The following is a 14,272-nucleotide window of genomic DNA, read 5'->3' on the forward strand; positions in this document are numbered from 1 at the left end:
GCGCGCCGGGAGCGGCACGCAATAGTTCAATTCGCAGACCAATTAAAACACATTCAATATGCTTAAGTAAAAAAGCCTGACTATGCGCGCCGCGCGCATAGGCCGCATTCGGCGGATTTCACAGGCTGCGGGAACCGGCGACGCCACCACTCGCGCGTCGCCAATCCCAATCCCCGCTGGCGCCCTCTGTCCACTGACCCCGCGACGCCAGGCATTCCACACGCGTCACGTCTGCAACGCGACGCGTCAATGCGCCGCTACTTCGGCACACGAGCCTGCAAAGCGCGGATACGGAGCAGCGCCTGCGTGTTGGACACCGTCGTGTCGTACATCTTCGCGAGATCGGCCTTCAGCGCGGTGCGCGACCCGCCGTCGAGATAGACCATATGCCCCGACGGATAAAAGCGCGCCGACAGGTTCTGCCGGACCTGCTGACTGAGCAGCGGCATCTGCTGCAGATCGAGCACGGTCTGATAAAACGGCGTCACGAAATCGAAGAAGCCGTTCGCCGACAGCACCTTCAGATCGGGATTGAGCGCCATCACCGCGGCCAGGTCGCCGGCGGTGTACAGAATGACGTTGCCCTTCGAATCGACGCCCTTCTGCGCGCCGGTCGGATCGATGTGATTGAAGTCCCAGTACTGGAAGGCCTGGTCGTTCAGATCCGTGAACGACGAGTTCGACGTGTACTTCAACTGCTCATTCAGATACACGTTCCACATCGTCGTGTAGACGCCGGTGACCGCGGTCATGGTCGGGTCGTTGCCGCCGGAATTCGGGTCGATCTTGCCGGCAATGCCCGTGCCGATCGCCGTAACGCGGCCGTCGTATTCGCCGAGCGCGAGACCCTTGGATTTCAGCAGCGTGGTCAGGAAGAGTGAATTGCCCCGGCTGTCGTACGACGCGATATCCAGACTCCACGCAAGCAAGGTTGTCTTGTCGATGCCGGTGTATTCGCTGAGCTTTTCGACCGTTGCCGTGTCGGTAGTCGGGAATTTACGCAGCGCGGCTAGATAGTCGGTGCGCGCGAACTGCGCCACTTCTTCGGCGAACGTGCCGAGATCGGTGGGCCGCGGCGCGATGCCGAGCTTCTTGTGATACCACGCGTCCGCGGCCGCCGTGGGCAGTGCGCCGACCGGATTGCCGGCCTGCGTGTAATCGAGAATCGACGATTGCAGCGTAATGCCGTTCAAATCCACGCCGTCTTCGTGCAAGCGGTACGCCAGCACGCAACTGCGCGCCGTGCCATACGACTCGCCGAACAGGTACTTCGGCGAATTCCAGCGGTTGTTCCTGGTCAGGAAGCGCTTGATGAACTGCTTGATCGAATCCGCGTCCTGGTCGACGCCCCAGAAGTCGCGGTTCTTCTTCGGCGCGATCGCCGCCGAGTAGCCGGTGCCGACCGGGTTGATGAAGACGAGGTCGCTCTTGTCGAGCAGGCTGTCCGGATTGTCTTCCATCGAATACGGCGCGGGCGGCGTGAAGCTCGGCATCGACGTCTTGATGCGGCGCGGCGCGAACGAGCCCAGCAGCACGAACACCGACGACGACCCAGGGCCGCCGTTATAGAAGAAAGTCACCGGCCGCGCTTCTTCCTTCTGGTTGTCCTGCGTGAACGCCACGTAGAACATCCGGGCTTCCGGCTGTGAACTGCTCGGGTCGACGATGACGAGGTGGCCCGCCGTCGCCGTGTAGTTGATCTTGTGCCCGCCGATCGTGACCGAGTGGTGCGTGATCGCGGCACTTTCATCGGTTGCCGTGACGGAATCGTCCGGCCCATTGCCGTAGGCGACCGGATCGAAGAACGGCTGGTCGCCGGCTTTGTGCGGCGCGCTGGCGGGCGCGGGCGTGCCCGCTGGTGCGCCAGAAGCATGGGAATTGTGCGACGGCTGCGGACTAACAGAAGCTGACTCGGTATTCGTCATGATCGCTCCATGGGTTCGTTCACGTCTTCGTTCACGTCTTTATGTCGCCCCAAAGGACTTCCTTCGGGGCGTGTCCTGCAGACTATAGTGCGGCCGCCACCTTCTGACCATTGGGACTGCCGAGCCCCGTGCACGCATCCCAGCCCGCGGATGCCGCGAAACTGCCGTTGTTGCCTTGCGTGATGTCGTTGCACGCGCCGCTCGCCTTGTACAGCTTGGGGTTGATGAAGCCGGCCGGCTGCCCCTTCGCCGCATTGATGCGCGCGATCAGCGCGGCCCACAGCGGCGCGACCGCGCTGGTGCCGCCGACCACCGTCTGCGTACCGTCGATCAATACACTGTAGCCGGTCACGGGCGATGCGTCGCCCGCCACGTCCGGCACGCCGCGCCCGCCGAGCGCCTTCTTACCGCCGCTCGACGAGGTGGCGGACAGACCCTTCTGCCACACGGGCACCGGGAAGGCCTGGCTCACGCCGCCGCCGGTCGCACCACCCTGCGCGCCGTCGTTCCACACCGCCTCGTGCGAGATCGAAGTGCCCGACGCAGTGAGGCTCGTGCCGCCGCAGGCCAGCACATACGGGCTCGACGCCGGGAAGTCGACCTGGTCGCCGCTGCCCGCGCCGTCGCTCGAACCGCTGTCGCCCGACGCCGCGCAGACCGTCACGCCGAGGGTCGCCGCCGACTGCAGCACGCTGTTGAAGGCTTGCAACGACTGGCTGGTCCAGTTCGACTCCGGGCCGCCCCAACTGATCGAAATCACCGATGGCTTGTTGGTCGTGTCGTGCACCGCGCGGCTCACCGCGTCAATGAAGCCGGCGTCGCTGTTCTGCGTGAAATACACCGCGATCGTCGCGCCCGGCGCGATCGCGCCGACGATTTCGATGTCGAGCGTGACTTCGCCGTCCGGCCCGTTCGGGTCGCCCGTCGGCTGGTTGCTGCCCTGGTCGACGCCGACCGATTTCACCTTGGGCGATGCGACGCCGAGGCTCGCGAAGTAGGATTTGAGATCGCTGGTGTTATAGCCGCCGCCCAGTTCGATGATGCCGACGCACTGACCGCCCCCGTCACCTTGCGGAAAGTGGTAGAGCGATGCAAGTTGCGGCGGCGTGAACGAAACCTGATGACCGCGGGCCGGCTGGAACGGCGGCCGGATGCGAAAGTGCGGACGCGCCTGCGGGCGGTCGTCGAGGCCGAGTACGGCTTGCACTACGCCGTGCAGATCGTCGGGCACGCTGATCGTGCCGGTGCGGCCGCGGAACTGGCCGGTCGAATGATGTTCGTAGTGTTCCAGCTTGACGGCGAACGCGTCCTGGAACTGGGCAATCGTGCCGCTCAGCAGCACCGTGCGCGCGGCCGGATCTTCACGCACCACCGTCAGGCCGTGTGCGGTGGCGAAGGCCTGGACCTTGGCGATGTCGTCGGGCGCGGCGCCGTAATCTTTGGCGAGCGTCTCACGCGACAGCGGCTTGACGCTGGGGTCGCCGGCTTCGATCTTGCTCATCAGCGCGTCGAACTGCGCCTGCTGCTGACGGCGCAACATGATGAATACTTCGATGCGCTCCGCCGGATCGCATTGCCCTACGACTTTCGAACCCTGTTCCACTGTGCGTTCGCTGCCAGGCAGCGGGTGCTTATTGACCATGGTGTCGATTCTCCGGTTAGCGTGGCGGCGCGCTCCACGGGGGGACGCAGCACGCCACGCGCCTGCACAACCTCATTGCCTAAGGCCGGCGGCAAGTTTGCTGATCAAGGACGTCAAACCGTCCGACCAATCCATTCAAACACAGTTCCGGCGCGCGCGGCAGTTGTCCGAATGGCTAACGTCGTGTCGCATCGATGCGCATCCTGCATCGCTCGCGCTATGATGCTGCAGCGGCAATCCAGCCGCTACGTTGCCTCGCGCGCCATCCGCGCGCACGATCAAAAGAATCAGAGGAAGCCCCATGTCAATTTCGATGTATCAAGCATCACTGCCCCTGTTGATCCGCGGCCTGACGAACCTGCAGGTCATTCTGGGCAAAGCCGAGGCGCACGCCGCCGCGAAGCAGATCGAGCCGTCGGTGTTCACCACCGGCAGGCTCGCGCCGGACATGCTGCCGCTGACGCGCCAGATCTATATCGCCAGCGACACCGCGAAGGGCTGCGCCGCGCGTCTGGCCGGCGTCGAAGCGCCGAAGTACGAAGATGTCGAACAGACTTTTGAAGAATTGATTGGCCGCCTTAAAAAGACGATCGATTATCTGAAGGAATTCAATGCGGAGCAGATCGACGGCTCGGAAGAACGCGCGATCACGCTGAAGATGCGCACGGGCCCGGTCGAGTTCACGGGCCAGTCGTATCTGCTCGGTTTCGTGCTGCCGAACTTCTATTTTCACGTCACGACGGCGTATGACATTCTGCGTCACAACGGCGTCGAACTCGGCAAGCTCGACTATCTCGGCGGCATCAAGTAAAGGGCGTGCCTGCGTGGCTTTGACGGTTGCGCAGATAAGGTAATGAGCGCTCACAGAAAGATGCATGTTGGGGTGCGCAAAGATCCACGCCCCGGCCAGCTCAAACGCGCGGCTGGAACGCGATGATCGCCATGCCGGCCAGCGTAAAGGCCACGCCGGCGGCGTCCCACAGCGTGGGCCGCACCTTGTCGACGCACCATAGCCAGGCAATCGCCACCGCCACATACACACCGCCGTAAGCCGCATATACGCGGCCTGCGGCGGTGCCGTGCAAGGTCAGCAGCCAGGCGAACAGCGCGAGGCTGAGCGCGCCCGGCACCAGCAGCCAGATCGAACCGCCCTCTTTCAACCACCGCCACGGCAAATAGCAACCGACGATTTCAGCAATGGCGGTCACGGCATAAAGCAGAAAAGTTTTCATTGAGAGTGAAAGCGAGTGATTGTGATGCCACGACTAAGCTGTGGCTCTCTATCGGCCTTATTAACACAATCACTTTGCGTGCGGGCATGGCGCATGCGAGAGTCCTCGCATTTACTTTAATTGCCATTCGCCATGAGCATCGCGTCACCCTGCATCGACATCTGCAAGTTCGACAGCAAAACCGGCTTCTGCATCGGCTGCCTGCGCACGCGCGACGAATGCAAAAGCTGGAAGAAGATGAAAGACAAGCATCGTAAGAAAATCATCGAGGACCGCTCGCGGCGCGAGCATAAGCTGAGCAAGTAGGCGGCCCCTCTTGCGCGGTTGGGCGCGTGGCGGTCCGATAACGCGCCACGTGATGCCCAGCCAGAGTCAGTCCAGCGAGAGCCGCAGCGCGAAGCCGATCAGCGCCGCCGAGAAGGTCCAGCGCTGCAGCGCTTGCGCGAGCGGATGGGCCCGCATCCAGCCGGCGATCCGCGCGGCGCCGATCGCGTACATCACGTCGAAACAGGCGCCGATAGCGAGCAGCACCAGACCGAGTTCGACCATCTGCAAGGCTACCGGCCCCGCCTCCGGGCGCACGAATTGCGGCAGCAACACCGAGCAGAACAGCAACGCTTTCGGGTTGAGCAGGTTGGTCAGCAGGCCTTTGACAAAGGCGGCCCGCAGCGGGCGTGACTCGATGCTCGCCGCAGCACCCGCAGGGGTCGCCGTTGTCGTGCCGTCAGGCAGCGCAAACACCGGCGAACGAAAAATCTGAATGCCCACCCATGCGAGATAAACCGCGCCGCCATAGCGCACCACGTCGTACAGCCAGGGCGCGCTGCGCAACAGCGCGGCCACCCCGCATGCCGAGAGCGTGACGTGCGTCGCGCGCGCGAGACCGAGGCCGCCGGCGGCCGCGAAACCACTGCGCACGCCGCGTCCGATACTGGTTTGCAGCACCAGCGCCATATCCGGTCCGGGCACGGCATAGACGACGAAAAGGGCTGCGATATACACGGCCAGCAAGTGTGCGGAAATCATGAAATTCTCCTGTTTTCAAGGCTCTATCTTGCTATCGCCGGCGGAGGGTTTGCTGGCGAATTACCAGCCTCTTGACTTTATGTTTGGAGGAATGCGCTAACATTACGGCTTATGCCTATGCTTTCCTCCAAACCGAAATCAGCACCTGAGCCATGACGACCGACCTCGATAAAACAGACCGCGCGATCCTTGCCGCGCTGCAGAAAGATGGCCGCATGTCGAACGCGCGGCTGGCCGAAACGGTCGGCCTGAGCGAAACGCCCTGCGCGCGCCGTCTCAAGCGCCTCGAAAACGACGGCTATATCGACCAGTACCGCGCGATGCTGTCACGCTCCGCGCTCGGCTTCGGCGTGGTGGCATTTGTCTACGTGCGGTTTGCCGTGCACGACCGCGCGGTGGCGACGCGCTTCGAGCGCGAGGTGCAGGCCATTGCGCGAATCCTCACGTGTCACAACGTGTCGGGCAGCGCCGATTACATCCTGCAGGTGGTGGCACGCGACCTCGACGACTACGGCACCTTTATGCGCGACGAGATGCGCAGCCTGCCTGGCGTGACATCGGTGGAATCGGCGCTATCGTTGCGCGAAATTAAGGCTAATGGCGGCTTGCCGCTGTCCTGAACGCGAACGTGGCATAGTCACCCCTTTGAAAACGGCGCGAGCCCACCAGACGAATACGGAGTTCTCATGGATCACGAACAGGCGCGAGCCGAAGAAACCGCGGCGATGCAGCGCGTATTGACCGCGACGCAGCGGGTGCAGTCGGCGTTCGTGTCGCTGCAATCGCAATTCCCGCCGGCCGGCAGCGGCAAGCCTTCGCAGTTCGCGCTGCAAACATTCGACGCCGCGCTGCAGGAGCTCGAAGACGCGCAAGCCGCGTTCGACGAACTGCTTGGCGATCTGCTCGACGGCAATCGTTAAGACGCCTCGAAGCGCGCTCTGCCCGTGTAGCGACGGCGAAGCGCGCCCGAAGTTCGGCTCCATCCACTGGGCACGCTCGCCTGTCACCGCGAGTCACGAACACGCGCTGCAACCGCATCATGCTTTTGCAAGCGCAGTCGCCAGATCAGGCCGAGCTGCACATGGAACCCGGCCCGCGATATCAGCCGCAACCTCTCTGCGCCAGCGACGAAAAACACACCATTCATTTGCCTTTCTTTTCTGTCTAAACTGAAAGACAAGACACCTCTGGCAACCACAACGTGGCCTAGCCCACGCCCCACAAAAGAATATTTGCTTCGTTTAACGAAGCATGTTGACTTCCGCTTGCCGGAGTGCCTAAAATTCGCCGTCTTCACAAACGGGGCCCATGCCTTGGACACCAGCAGTAGTCGACTTTCGAACAGCTTCACTGCCTGACCGGCCCGACGCCCGCGCTCTCTTTTCTTAGCCGCCGTCTTGCCAGCAGGCAGACGGTGCGCGCCGCAGTAACTCTCTCCGTGCACCTTGATTAGCGCCATCCGGCCGCGCCGTGCTTGCGCACGTGCGTCTCACCGAATGGCATTGCGTTGCGAGCCTCGGCTCGCAACAGCGTTCGCTCGCGCCGTTTCGATTCGCTCGAAACGGCGCGGCCGGGCGCGTGGACAAACACGTGCGTACTGAACGCCGATAAGGAGCCGCCATGGACAGTGACAGTTATCCCATATGCCGCTTAGGTGCCGCTCAGTCACGACCGGGCAGGCACGCAAAGCTTTATTTGCCTAAGGAAAGCAAGTAGACGTCCTTCGCCGCGCGCCCGATGCGCCGCGCTCCGTGTCTGCTGGCTTTCCGCAATCCGCGTCAAGCCATACGCCCGGAGAAATAACATGTACTTCGCCATCCTCGTACCGACCCTGCAGCAAACCCACACCCACAGCGACGCCGCTCTCGCACTGCACGGCATCAAGCCGCACTGGCTCGCCGCATCCTGGGAACGCCTCAAGGCGCTCGCGTCGCGCCGCGCTTCACAGCCCGCTCCACAGCCCGTTTCGCACACCGCTTCGTAACTACGCACGCCCAGCTCAGCGCGCCTTCGCGATCCGCCCGCGCCGCCGTCGTCCGACCGCGCACACCCAGCGAATCCCGAAGGCGCCCCGCTCAATCCAATCAAACCTACTCAGGCGGCTAGCATGTCCACTCCAATCAACGTCTCACCACCGCGCAGCGCCGTTCTCGACGACGCGCACCTCGGCGACATCAAAGGCGCGCTCGGCACCATCGCTCACCACGACACGGGTGCGCGCAACAGCTGGTGGGCCCGCGTGCGCACGCTGCTTGCGATTCTCGGGCCCGGCCTCATCGTGATGGTCGGCGATAACGATGCCGGCGCCTTCGGCACCTACACGCAAGCGGGACAGAACTACGGCACGACCCTGTTGTGGACCATGCTGCTGCTCGTGCCCGTGCTGTTCGTCAATCAGGAAATGGTGCTGCGTCTGGGCGCCGTGACCGGCGTCGGCCACGCACGGCTGATCTTCGAGCGTTTCGGCAAGTTCTGGGGCGCCTTCAGCGTCGTGGATCTGTTCATCCTGAACGCGCTCACGATCGTGACCGAGTTCATCGGCATTACGTTCGTGCTTCAGTTCTTCGGCATTTCGAAAGTGGCCGGCGTTTGCATCGCGGCGGCGGTAACGATGGCCGCGGTCAGCACGGGCAACTTCCGGCGCTTCGAACGCTTCGCCGTGGTGCTGTGTCTGATGAGCCTGTTGCTGGTGCCCGTGCTGGTGTCGATTCATCCGCCGGCCGGCCAGATGGCGCACGACTTTCTGATTCCGGGCTGGCCCGCCCACTCGAAACTAAGCGACGTGATGCTGCTCGTGATCGGCATTGTCGGCACCACCGTCGCGCCGTGGCAGTTGTTTTTCCAGCAGAGCTACATCGTCGACAAGCGCATCACGCCGCGCTTCATGAAGTACGAAAAAGCCGACCTGTGGATCGGTATCGTCTTCGTGATGATCGGCGCCGTGGCCATGATCTCGTTCTGCGCGGCGCTCTACGCGGGCAAACCGGAATCCGGCAATTTCACCGACGCGGGCGGCGTGATCGCCGACCTCGAAAGATATGCCGGCCGCACGCCCGCCGTGCTCTTCGCCGTGGCGCTGCTCGACGCATGCATCATCGGCGCGGCGGCGGTGTCGCTGTCCACCGCCTACGCGATCGGCGACGTCTTCAAGATTCGCCACTCGCTGCATCGCGGCGTGTCGGACGCGAAGGGCTTCTACCTCGTCTATTTCGGCATCGTGGCGGCCGCGGCGACGCTGGTGCTGATTCCGGGCAGCCCGCTCGGCCTTCTGACGGAAGCAGTGCAAACGCTCGCCGGCGTGCTGCTGCCGAGCGCGACCGTGTTTCTGCTGCTGTTGTGCAACGACCGCGCGGTTCTCGGACCGTGGGTCAACTCGAAGAAGCTCAACGTCTTTACAGGCGCAGTGGTCTGGGTGCTCGTCATGCTATCCATCATTCTCACGGCATCGGTGATGTATCCGGACATCACGGGCGACGCGATTCTTGAAGTGCTCGCAGGCGGCACATTGATGGCCGTAGCAGGCTATGCGGCCACCGTCGTGGTCCGCAAGCTGCGGCGGGAATCAGAAAACTCCGCGACTCACGAAAGCGAGTTCAGGCTGTCGAAGGAAACACGCGCAAACTGGCGCATGCCGCCCCTGGACGACCTGCCGGCGCCGCAATTGACGATGTCCAAGCGTGTCTGGATGGGCGTGTTGCGCGGCTATCTGATCGTGGCAGTCGCGCTGGTGATCGTGAAGGTCGTGCAGATGACACTGCTGCATTGAATCGATAGCGCCCAGCCCCCGCGCGCTTCGGCGAGCGGCGGCCAGAACGCCTCGTTCAATGCGTATCCGTTTCGATGACCGGCTCGCAGAGAATCGGAAAGTTGACCGAGTTCGCGATATAGCACTTCTCGTGCGCGACGTGATGCAGGTGCGCGGCGAGTTCGACATCGCCGCCCGCGCGAATCACGACATGCGGACGCAGAACGATCTGTAAAAAACTGCCTTGCTTCGGATCGTCGAGCATGGTGCCTTCGGCGTTGTCGCGATACGCGGTCACTGCGATGCCGGCATCCGCGCATAGATGCAGATACCAGAGTTTGTGGCAGGCGCTGGCCGAGGCGACCAGCAGATCTTCCGGATTCCAGCGCTCGGCGTCGCCGAGAAAGGCTGCATCCGATGAGCCTGGAATCTCGGGCTTGTTGCCCGCGGCAATCACATGATCGCGCCCGTAGTCACGATAACCGGAAGTGCCGCTTCCGCGATTGCCGGTCCACTGCACCGAGACCTTGTATTTGTGCTCCCCGTACGCCATGCCCATCTCCTTGCTGTCGAATCGGATCCGCTTGCCGAGGCGTGCATTTTATACGCGGCCATCACACGATGGACGCGCGCAGCTTGCTGACTAATTCCGCGCCGGCATGCCCTTGCCGGCGAGATTGGGCACGCGCGGGTCCGGATTCATGTTCAGGCTCGTGCCGTTTGCCCGCATGGTGTTGAGCGCGGGACCGGCCCCCGCGCCGCCCATCGTGCCGACGCCCGGTGTCGGACTGGTGCCGGCTCCCGTCCCCAGCCCCGCACCCGCCGCGGCGCCCATGTTATTGATCCCGCTGGACTGCACGCCATTCATGCCACCCGCGCCGGCATTGCCCGGCAGGCCGACCGACTGCCCATATGCCGCCGTGGCGACACCCATCACGAGTGCCGACGCCACGATACTGCCCTTTACGATCTTCATAGCCCACTCCGTTACATCGTCGAATTGCGCGGCCGCGGTGTCCGCATTGCCGGCCGCTCAAATAGTATGACGACGCCCGACCCGCTTCGTTCACCGCCGCCAGATCAGAACTCGGCGAACGATGCGCGATAATCGACGGCTTTCTTCACAGACTGCACCGATGACACAACCCGCCTTCGCCCCCTTTCAGGATCTGGCCCGAACTCTCCTGCCGCACGCTTACGACGACAACGGCGACGGTTCGCACGACACCTCGCATCTGCAACGCGTCTGGAAAAACGCTGCGGCCATTCAGGCGGAAGAAGGCGGCGATGCGCAGGTGCTGTTCGCCGCCACGTTGCTGCACGATTGCGTCGCGGTCGAAAAAAACTCGCCGCTGCGCGCGCAGGCGTCGCGCCTGTCGGCGGAAAAAGCGGCACGCGCGCTGGCCTCGCTCGGCTGGCCGCAAGCGCAAATCGAGGCCACGGCGCACGCAATCGAGGCACACAGTTTTTCAGCCGCCGTCACGCCGACCACGCTCGAAGCGAAAACGCTGCAGGACGCCGACCGGCTCGACGCGCTCGGCATGCTGGGTGTGGCGCGCTGCTTCTACGTCGCCGGACGGATGGGCCGCGCCTTGTACGATCCGGCTGATCCGCACGCAACGCGGCGTCCACTGGACGACACGCGCTACACGCTCGACCATTTCCACACCAAGCTGCTGAAACTCTCCGCGGGTTTTCAAACGACGACCGGCGCGCGTCTGGCGAGCCTGCGCCATGACCGCCTGCAACGTTTCCTCGACGAATTCAGCGACGAAATCTGAACGTGTAACCGGACGCGCGAAGTTGTACAAATCCTTACAAAGGAGCACGCGACCCGTGTCCACCGGGCGCACTTTCGCGGCGTTATTGCAAGCACCTACCCGCGGAGTCCGCCATGAACACGAACCTCACTACCAGCCAAGCGCAACGCAGCCGTATTCATCCGCTGGTTGCCGGCGCGGCTGTCGCCGTCATCCTGGCGAGCGCAACCGGCATCGCCGCGATGACCGGCCTGCTGCCGACTTCGCATGCCGTCACCGAACCGGCGCTGCCGGTCACGGCGGCGGCGCCGCAGATCGCCAGCGCGCCGATCGCGGCGCCGCAACCGGCTCCGGTTCAGCAGACTGCGCAGCAAGCCGCCCCTGCCCGGCCGCCGGTTCATCACCCGCGCCGCGCAAACCCGGTGGCCGCGCCGAACTACGCAAACAATCAGGGCTACCAGGCACCTTATGACGCCGCGGCACCGCGGCCGGTCGCCGCCGATCCGTACGCGGGCGAAGTCGTCGCCATCAATACGGTGCAGGCGCCCGAGCCGACCACGGGGCTCGGCGCGCTGGGCGGAGCGGTGGCGGGCGGGCTGGTCGGCAATCAGATCGGCGGCGGCCGCGGCAAGATTCTCACGACGATTGCGGGCGCGGTCGGCGGCGGACTCGCCGGTAACGGCATCGAGCACGCGGTGCGCAAGCAGACCACTTACGAAGTCCAGGTCCGCATGCAGGACGGCAGCTATCGCAACTTCAGCTACCCGACGCAACCGGCCGTGCAGATCGGCGAACGCGTTCACGTCTCCGGCGATTCGCTTAGCGCTTCGTGAACATGCGAGCGGTCCCCAAAAAGGAATAAGACGGCTCCCTCGCGCGTTATGATCAATCGTTACGCCAGAACGGCTGATCGCGCACGATGGAGCACGCCTACATCCACCTCCTGCATCTGTTAGCCGGTCATCCCGGCTGGACGCTGACGGTCGTCTTCCTGGCGGCCTTTCTGGAGTCTCTCGCCGTCATCGGCACTTTCGTTCCGGGCAGCACCGCGATGTTCCTCGCCGGCGCGCTGGTCGGCACCGGCTCGCTGAGCCTGGGTTGGGCACTGGTGTGGGCGATCGCGGGCGCCATCGCCGGCGACGGCATGAGCTTCTGGATCGGCAGCCGCTACAAGCACCGGATCGTCCAGTTCTGGCCGTTCCGCAAACATCCCGAGCTGCTTGAGGCAGGTCACCGCTTCTTCCGCAAACATGGCGCGAAGAGCGTCGTGCTGGCGCGTTTCATCGGCCCCTTGCGGGCGATCGTGCCAGTGGTGGCGGGCATGCTGGGCATGTCGCCGCTGCGCTTCTACGCAATGAACGTGCTGTCCGCGCTGATCTGGGCGCCCGCCCATATCCTGCCGGGCATGATATTCGGCGCCTCGGTGCTGCTGGCCGGCGCGGTATCGTTCCGGCTCGTCGTGATCATCGCGCTGCTGGTGGGGATCGTCTGGCTGAGCTTTCGCGCCGCGCGTTTTCTGCTCTCGCATGCCAATGCATGGTCGGGCGCGGCGGGCCGCCAGCTCGGGAGTTGGGCGTGCCGGCATCCGGGGCCGTTCGGCCGTTTCGCGCGCAGGATGCTCGACCCCAGCACACCCGACGCCAGCAGCATCCTGCTGACGTCGCTGGTCGTGCTCGTGTCGGGCGCGCTTTTTTTCGGCGTGCTCGACGACGTCATCAGCGGCGATCCGCTGACGCAAGTGGACCTCTCCGTCTATCACTTCCTGCAATCGGTACGCACGCCCTGGAGCGACACCGTGCTTGCGGGACTCTCGACGCTCGGCAGCAGCCTCACGCTCGCGGCGCTGGTCGTGACGGTCGCGGTGTGGATGCTGCTGGAGCGGCGCTGGCGCACCATCGGCTACTGGCTGGCGGCTGTGGTGTTTTCCCAATTGCTGATCTTCGCGCTGCAGTTCGCGATGCGCCGCGCGCCTCCCAATGAGCTGATGGTCGGCGCCTATGTGTTTCCGAGCAATCACGTCGCCGCGACCGTCATCGTGTACGGCTTCCTCGCGTTTCTGCTGGCGCGCCGGGTCGGCCGGCTGGAGGGCGTGCTGGTGGCGGCCGCGAGTGCGATCGTGGTGATCGTGGTCGCGCTCGCGGGACTGTACTTCGGCAGGTACTGGGTGTCGGATGCGATCGGCGGCGCCGCGCTCGCGTACATCTGGGTGGCGATCGTTGCGTTGACAGCGATGTGGCGGCACCCGGAAGCACCGCCCGAACGCGCGTTCATGCCCGTCGTGGTGCTGGCGGTCGTGCTGGTCAGCGTGGGCGTGCAGATCGGCTTCAACATGCCCACCCCGCCGCCGGATAGCGCGCTGCGTCCGTCGCCCGTGCTGGTCACGCAATCGGAATGGACACTGTCCCTGTGGAAGCGCCTGCCGTGCTACCGCTCGGATATGGGCGGCGACCGCAAGGAGCCGCTCACGCTGCAGTGGGTCTCGAATCTCGATTCGATCCGCGGACAGTTGCGCGCCCAAGGGTGGGTCGAGGGCACGGACGTCTCGGCGCACAGCCTGCTCTCGCTGGCCTCGCCCAACGTGGCCGCGGTGTCGCTGCCGGTCTTGCCGAAACTCAACAACGGCGTGCCGTCCTCGGTGGTCTTCATGCGTCCGGGCGACTCGCGCGACGAACGCGATGTGCTGCGTTTCTGGCCCAGCGGTTACGCGGTGGGCAACGGCACGTCCATCACGCCGCTATGGGTCGGGGCTTTCGCGCACGAACGGCTGTCCCGGCCGTCGTGGCCCATCAACATTCTGCGGGTCGACAGGGAGATGACCTCGTTCGATGCGCACGAGAAGTCGAGTGCGGGGCTGGGCGCGGCGCTCGTCGCCCGGGTCAATTGCCATGGCGTGCCGGTGTCCTTGCTCGCCTCGCCGATTGAGTGAGCGCGTTCGCTGCTCC

16 protein-coding genes are annotated in these 14,272 nt (G+C 64.1%); 9 read left to right on the top strand and 7 right to left on the bottom strand.

Features of this window, described 5'->3' with window-relative positions; translation table 11 throughout:
* Positions 1 to 257 precede the first annotated feature (257 nt).
* Together P0D96_RS31295 and P0D96_RS31300 are read right to left on the bottom strand one after the other, a co-directional pair.
* Entirely contained in the window at positions 258 to 1,925 is a 1,668-nt protein-coding gene (locus P0D96_RS31295; protein ID WP_408317302.1) for a S10 family peptidase, read from the bottom strand.
* A gap of 82 nt (positions 1,926 to 2,007) precedes the next feature.
* Complete coding sequence (locus P0D96_RS31300; protein ID WP_408317304.1) at positions 2,008 to 3,567, bottom strand: S53 family peptidase; 1,560 nt, start codon at positions 3,565 to 3,567, stop codon at positions 2,008 to 2,010.
* Between the two features lie 301 nt (positions 3,568 to 3,868).
* On the opposite strand from P0D96_RS31300, the gene P0D96_RS31305 reads away from it, so the two are divergent.
* Positions 3,869 to 4,378 carry a DUF1993 domain-containing protein gene (locus P0D96_RS31305; protein ID WP_408317306.1) on the top strand — a complete coding sequence of 170 codons (510 nt, stop codon included), beginning with the start codon at positions 3,869 to 3,871 and terminating at the stop codon, positions 4,376 to 4,378.
* Between the two features lie 100 nt (positions 4,379 to 4,478).
* On the opposite strand, the gene P0D96_RS31310 is transcribed toward P0D96_RS31305, so the two are convergent.
* Entirely contained in the window at positions 4,479 to 4,799 is a 321-nt protein-coding gene (locus P0D96_RS31310; protein WP_116121219.1) for a YnfA family protein, read from the bottom strand.
* 132 nt (positions 4,800 to 4,931) lie between these two features.
* On the opposite strand from P0D96_RS31310, the gene P0D96_RS31315 reads away from it, so the two are divergent.
* Complete coding sequence (locus P0D96_RS31315) at positions 4,932 to 5,105, top strand: DUF1289 domain-containing protein (protein ID WP_132382683.1); 174 nt, start codon at positions 4,932 to 4,934, stop codon at positions 5,103 to 5,105.
* Positions 5,106 to 5,171: 66 nt separating this feature from the next.
* On the opposite strand, the gene P0D96_RS31320 is transcribed toward P0D96_RS31315, so the two are convergent.
* On the bottom strand, positions 5,172 to 5,825 hold the full coding sequence (locus P0D96_RS31320; RefSeq protein ID WP_408281518.1) for a LysE family translocator: 654 nt from the start codon (positions 5,823 to 5,825) through the stop codon (positions 5,172 to 5,174).
* A gap of 152 nt (positions 5,826 to 5,977) precedes the next feature.
* Between P0D96_RS31320 and P0D96_RS31325 the strand changes: the two genes are divergently transcribed.
* The gene (locus P0D96_RS31325; RefSeq protein ID WP_408281521.1) at positions 5,978 to 6,445 is read left to right on the top strand and encodes an Lrp/AsnC family transcriptional regulator; all 468 of its coding nucleotides are present in this window, start codon (positions 5,978 to 5,980) and stop codon (positions 6,443 to 6,445) included.
* A 66-nt stretch (positions 6,446 to 6,511) separates the two neighbouring features.
* Complete coding sequence (locus tag P0D96_RS31330) at positions 6,512 to 6,745, top strand: hypothetical protein (protein WP_408281523.1); 234 nt, start codon at positions 6,512 to 6,514, stop codon at positions 6,743 to 6,745.
* Positions 6,746 to 6,828: 83 nt separating this feature from the next.
* On the opposite strand, the gene P0D96_RS31335 is transcribed toward P0D96_RS31330, so the two are convergent.
* Positions 6,829 to 7,284, bottom strand: a complete 456-nt coding sequence (locus P0D96_RS31335; protein WP_408177204.1) for a hypothetical protein — start codon at positions 7,282 to 7,284, stop codon at positions 6,829 to 6,831.
* Positions 7,285 to 7,629: 345 nt separating this feature from the next.
* Here P0D96_RS31335 and P0D96_RS31340 point away from each other — a divergent pair, with 345 nt between their 5' ends.
* Together P0D96_RS31340 and P0D96_RS31345 are read left to right on the top strand one after the other, a co-directional pair.
* Complete coding sequence (locus P0D96_RS31340) at positions 7,630 to 7,809, top strand: hypothetical protein (protein ID WP_408177203.1); 180 nt, start codon at positions 7,630 to 7,632, stop codon at positions 7,807 to 7,809.
* Positions 7,810 to 7,932: 123 nt separating this feature from the next.
* On the top strand, positions 7,933 to 9,591 hold the full coding sequence (locus P0D96_RS31345) for an NRAMP family divalent metal transporter (RefSeq protein ID WP_408317308.1): 1,659 nt from the start codon (positions 7,933 to 7,935) through the stop codon (positions 9,589 to 9,591).
* A gap of 55 nt (positions 9,592 to 9,646) precedes the next feature.
* On the opposite strand, the gene P0D96_RS31350 is transcribed toward P0D96_RS31345, so the two are convergent.
* Together P0D96_RS31350 and P0D96_RS31355 are read right to left on the bottom strand one after the other, a co-directional pair.
* The gene (locus P0D96_RS31350) at positions 9,647 to 10,123 is read right to left on the bottom strand and encodes an OsmC family protein (protein WP_408317310.1); all 477 of its coding nucleotides are present in this window, start codon (positions 10,121 to 10,123) and stop codon (positions 9,647 to 9,649) included.
* A 90-nt stretch (positions 10,124 to 10,213) separates the two neighbouring features.
* On the bottom strand, positions 10,214 to 10,546 hold the full coding sequence (locus P0D96_RS31355) for a hypothetical protein (RefSeq protein ID WP_408177200.1): 333 nt from the start codon (positions 10,544 to 10,546) through the stop codon (positions 10,214 to 10,216).
* 160 nt (positions 10,547 to 10,706) lie between these two features.
* On the opposite strand from P0D96_RS31355, the gene P0D96_RS31360 reads away from it, so the two are divergent.
* The 3 genes from P0D96_RS31360 (at position 10,707) to P0D96_RS31370 (ending at position 14,256) form a co-directional block, all read left to right on the top strand.
* Positions 10,707 to 11,351, top strand: a complete 645-nt coding sequence (locus tag P0D96_RS31360; RefSeq protein WP_408177199.1) for an HD domain-containing protein — start codon at positions 10,707 to 10,709, stop codon at positions 11,349 to 11,351.
* 113 nt (positions 11,352 to 11,464) lie between these two features.
* On the top strand, positions 11,465 to 12,163 hold the full coding sequence (locus P0D96_RS31365; protein ID WP_408177198.1) for a glycine zipper 2TM domain-containing protein: 699 nt from the start codon (positions 11,465 to 11,467) through the stop codon (positions 12,161 to 12,163).
* An 86-nt stretch (positions 12,164 to 12,249) separates the two neighbouring features.
* The gene (locus P0D96_RS31370) at positions 12,250 to 14,256 is read left to right on the top strand and encodes a bifunctional DedA family/phosphatase PAP2 family protein (protein WP_408177197.1); all 2,007 of its coding nucleotides are present in this window, start codon (positions 12,250 to 12,252) and stop codon (positions 14,254 to 14,256) included.
* The last annotated feature ends 16 nt before the right edge of the window (positions 14,257 to 14,272 follow it).

This window comes from Paraburkholderia sp. RL17-347-BIC-D (assembly GCF_046027915.1).
Classification (GTDB): Bacteria; Pseudomonadota; Gammaproteobacteria; order Burkholderiales; family Burkholderiaceae; genus Paraburkholderia.

Bases quoted from the DNA above. Each gene is read 5' to 3' on its own strand.
- P0D96_RS31295 (WP_408317302.1), bottom strand. From the start codon at position 1,925: ATGACGAATACCGAGTCAGCTTCTGTTAGTCCGCAGCCGTCGCACAAT.
- P0D96_RS31305 (WP_408317306.1), top strand. From the start codon at position 3,869: ATGTCAATTTCGATGTATCAAGCATCACTGCCCCTGTTGATCCGCGGC.
- P0D96_RS31310 (WP_116121219.1), bottom strand. From the start codon at position 4,799: ATGAAAACTTTTCTGCTTTATGCCGTGACCGCCATTGCTGAAATCGTC.
- P0D96_RS31325 (WP_408281521.1), top strand. From the start codon at position 5,978: ATGACGACCGACCTCGATAAAACAGACCGCGCGATCCTTGCCGCGCTG.
- P0D96_RS31365 (WP_408177198.1), top strand. From the start codon at position 11,465: ATGAACACGAACCTCACTACCAGCCAAGCGCAACGCAGCCGTATTCAT.
- P0D96_RS31360 (WP_408177199.1), top strand. From the start codon at position 10,707: ATGACACAACCCGCCTTCGCCCCCTTTCAGGATCTGGCCCGAACTCTC.
- P0D96_RS31345 (WP_408317308.1), top strand. From the start codon at position 7,933: ATGTCCACTCCAATCAACGTCTCACCACCGCGCAGCGCCGTTCTCGAC.
- P0D96_RS31300 (WP_408317304.1), bottom strand. From the start codon at position 3,567: ATGGTCAATAAGCACCCGCTGCCTGGCAGCGAACGCACAGTGGAACAG.
- P0D96_RS31335 (WP_408177204.1), bottom strand. From the start codon at position 7,284: ATGGCGCTAATCAAGGTGCACGGAGAGAGTTACTGCGGCGCGCACCGT.
- P0D96_RS31330 (WP_408281523.1), top strand. From the start codon at position 6,512: ATGGATCACGAACAGGCGCGAGCCGAAGAAACCGCGGCGATGCAGCGC.
- P0D96_RS31320 (WP_408281518.1), bottom strand. From the start codon at position 5,825: ATGATTTCCGCACACTTGCTGGCCGTGTATATCGCAGCCCTTTTCGTC.
- P0D96_RS31370 (WP_408177197.1), top strand. From the start codon at position 12,250: ATGGAGCACGCCTACATCCACCTCCTGCATCTGTTAGCCGGTCATCCC.
- P0D96_RS31350 (WP_408317310.1), bottom strand. From the start codon at position 10,123: ATGGCGTACGGGGAGCACAAATACAAGGTCTCGGTGCAGTGGACCGGC.
- P0D96_RS31315 (WP_132382683.1), top strand. From the start codon at position 4,932: ATGAGCATCGCGTCACCCTGCATCGACATCTGCAAGTTCGACAGCAAA.
- P0D96_RS31340 (WP_408177203.1), top strand. From the start codon at position 7,630: ATGTACTTCGCCATCCTCGTACCGACCCTGCAGCAAACCCACACCCAC.
- P0D96_RS31355 (WP_408177200.1), bottom strand. From the start codon at position 10,546: ATGAAGATCGTAAAGGGCAGTATCGTGGCGTCGGCACTCGTGATGGGT.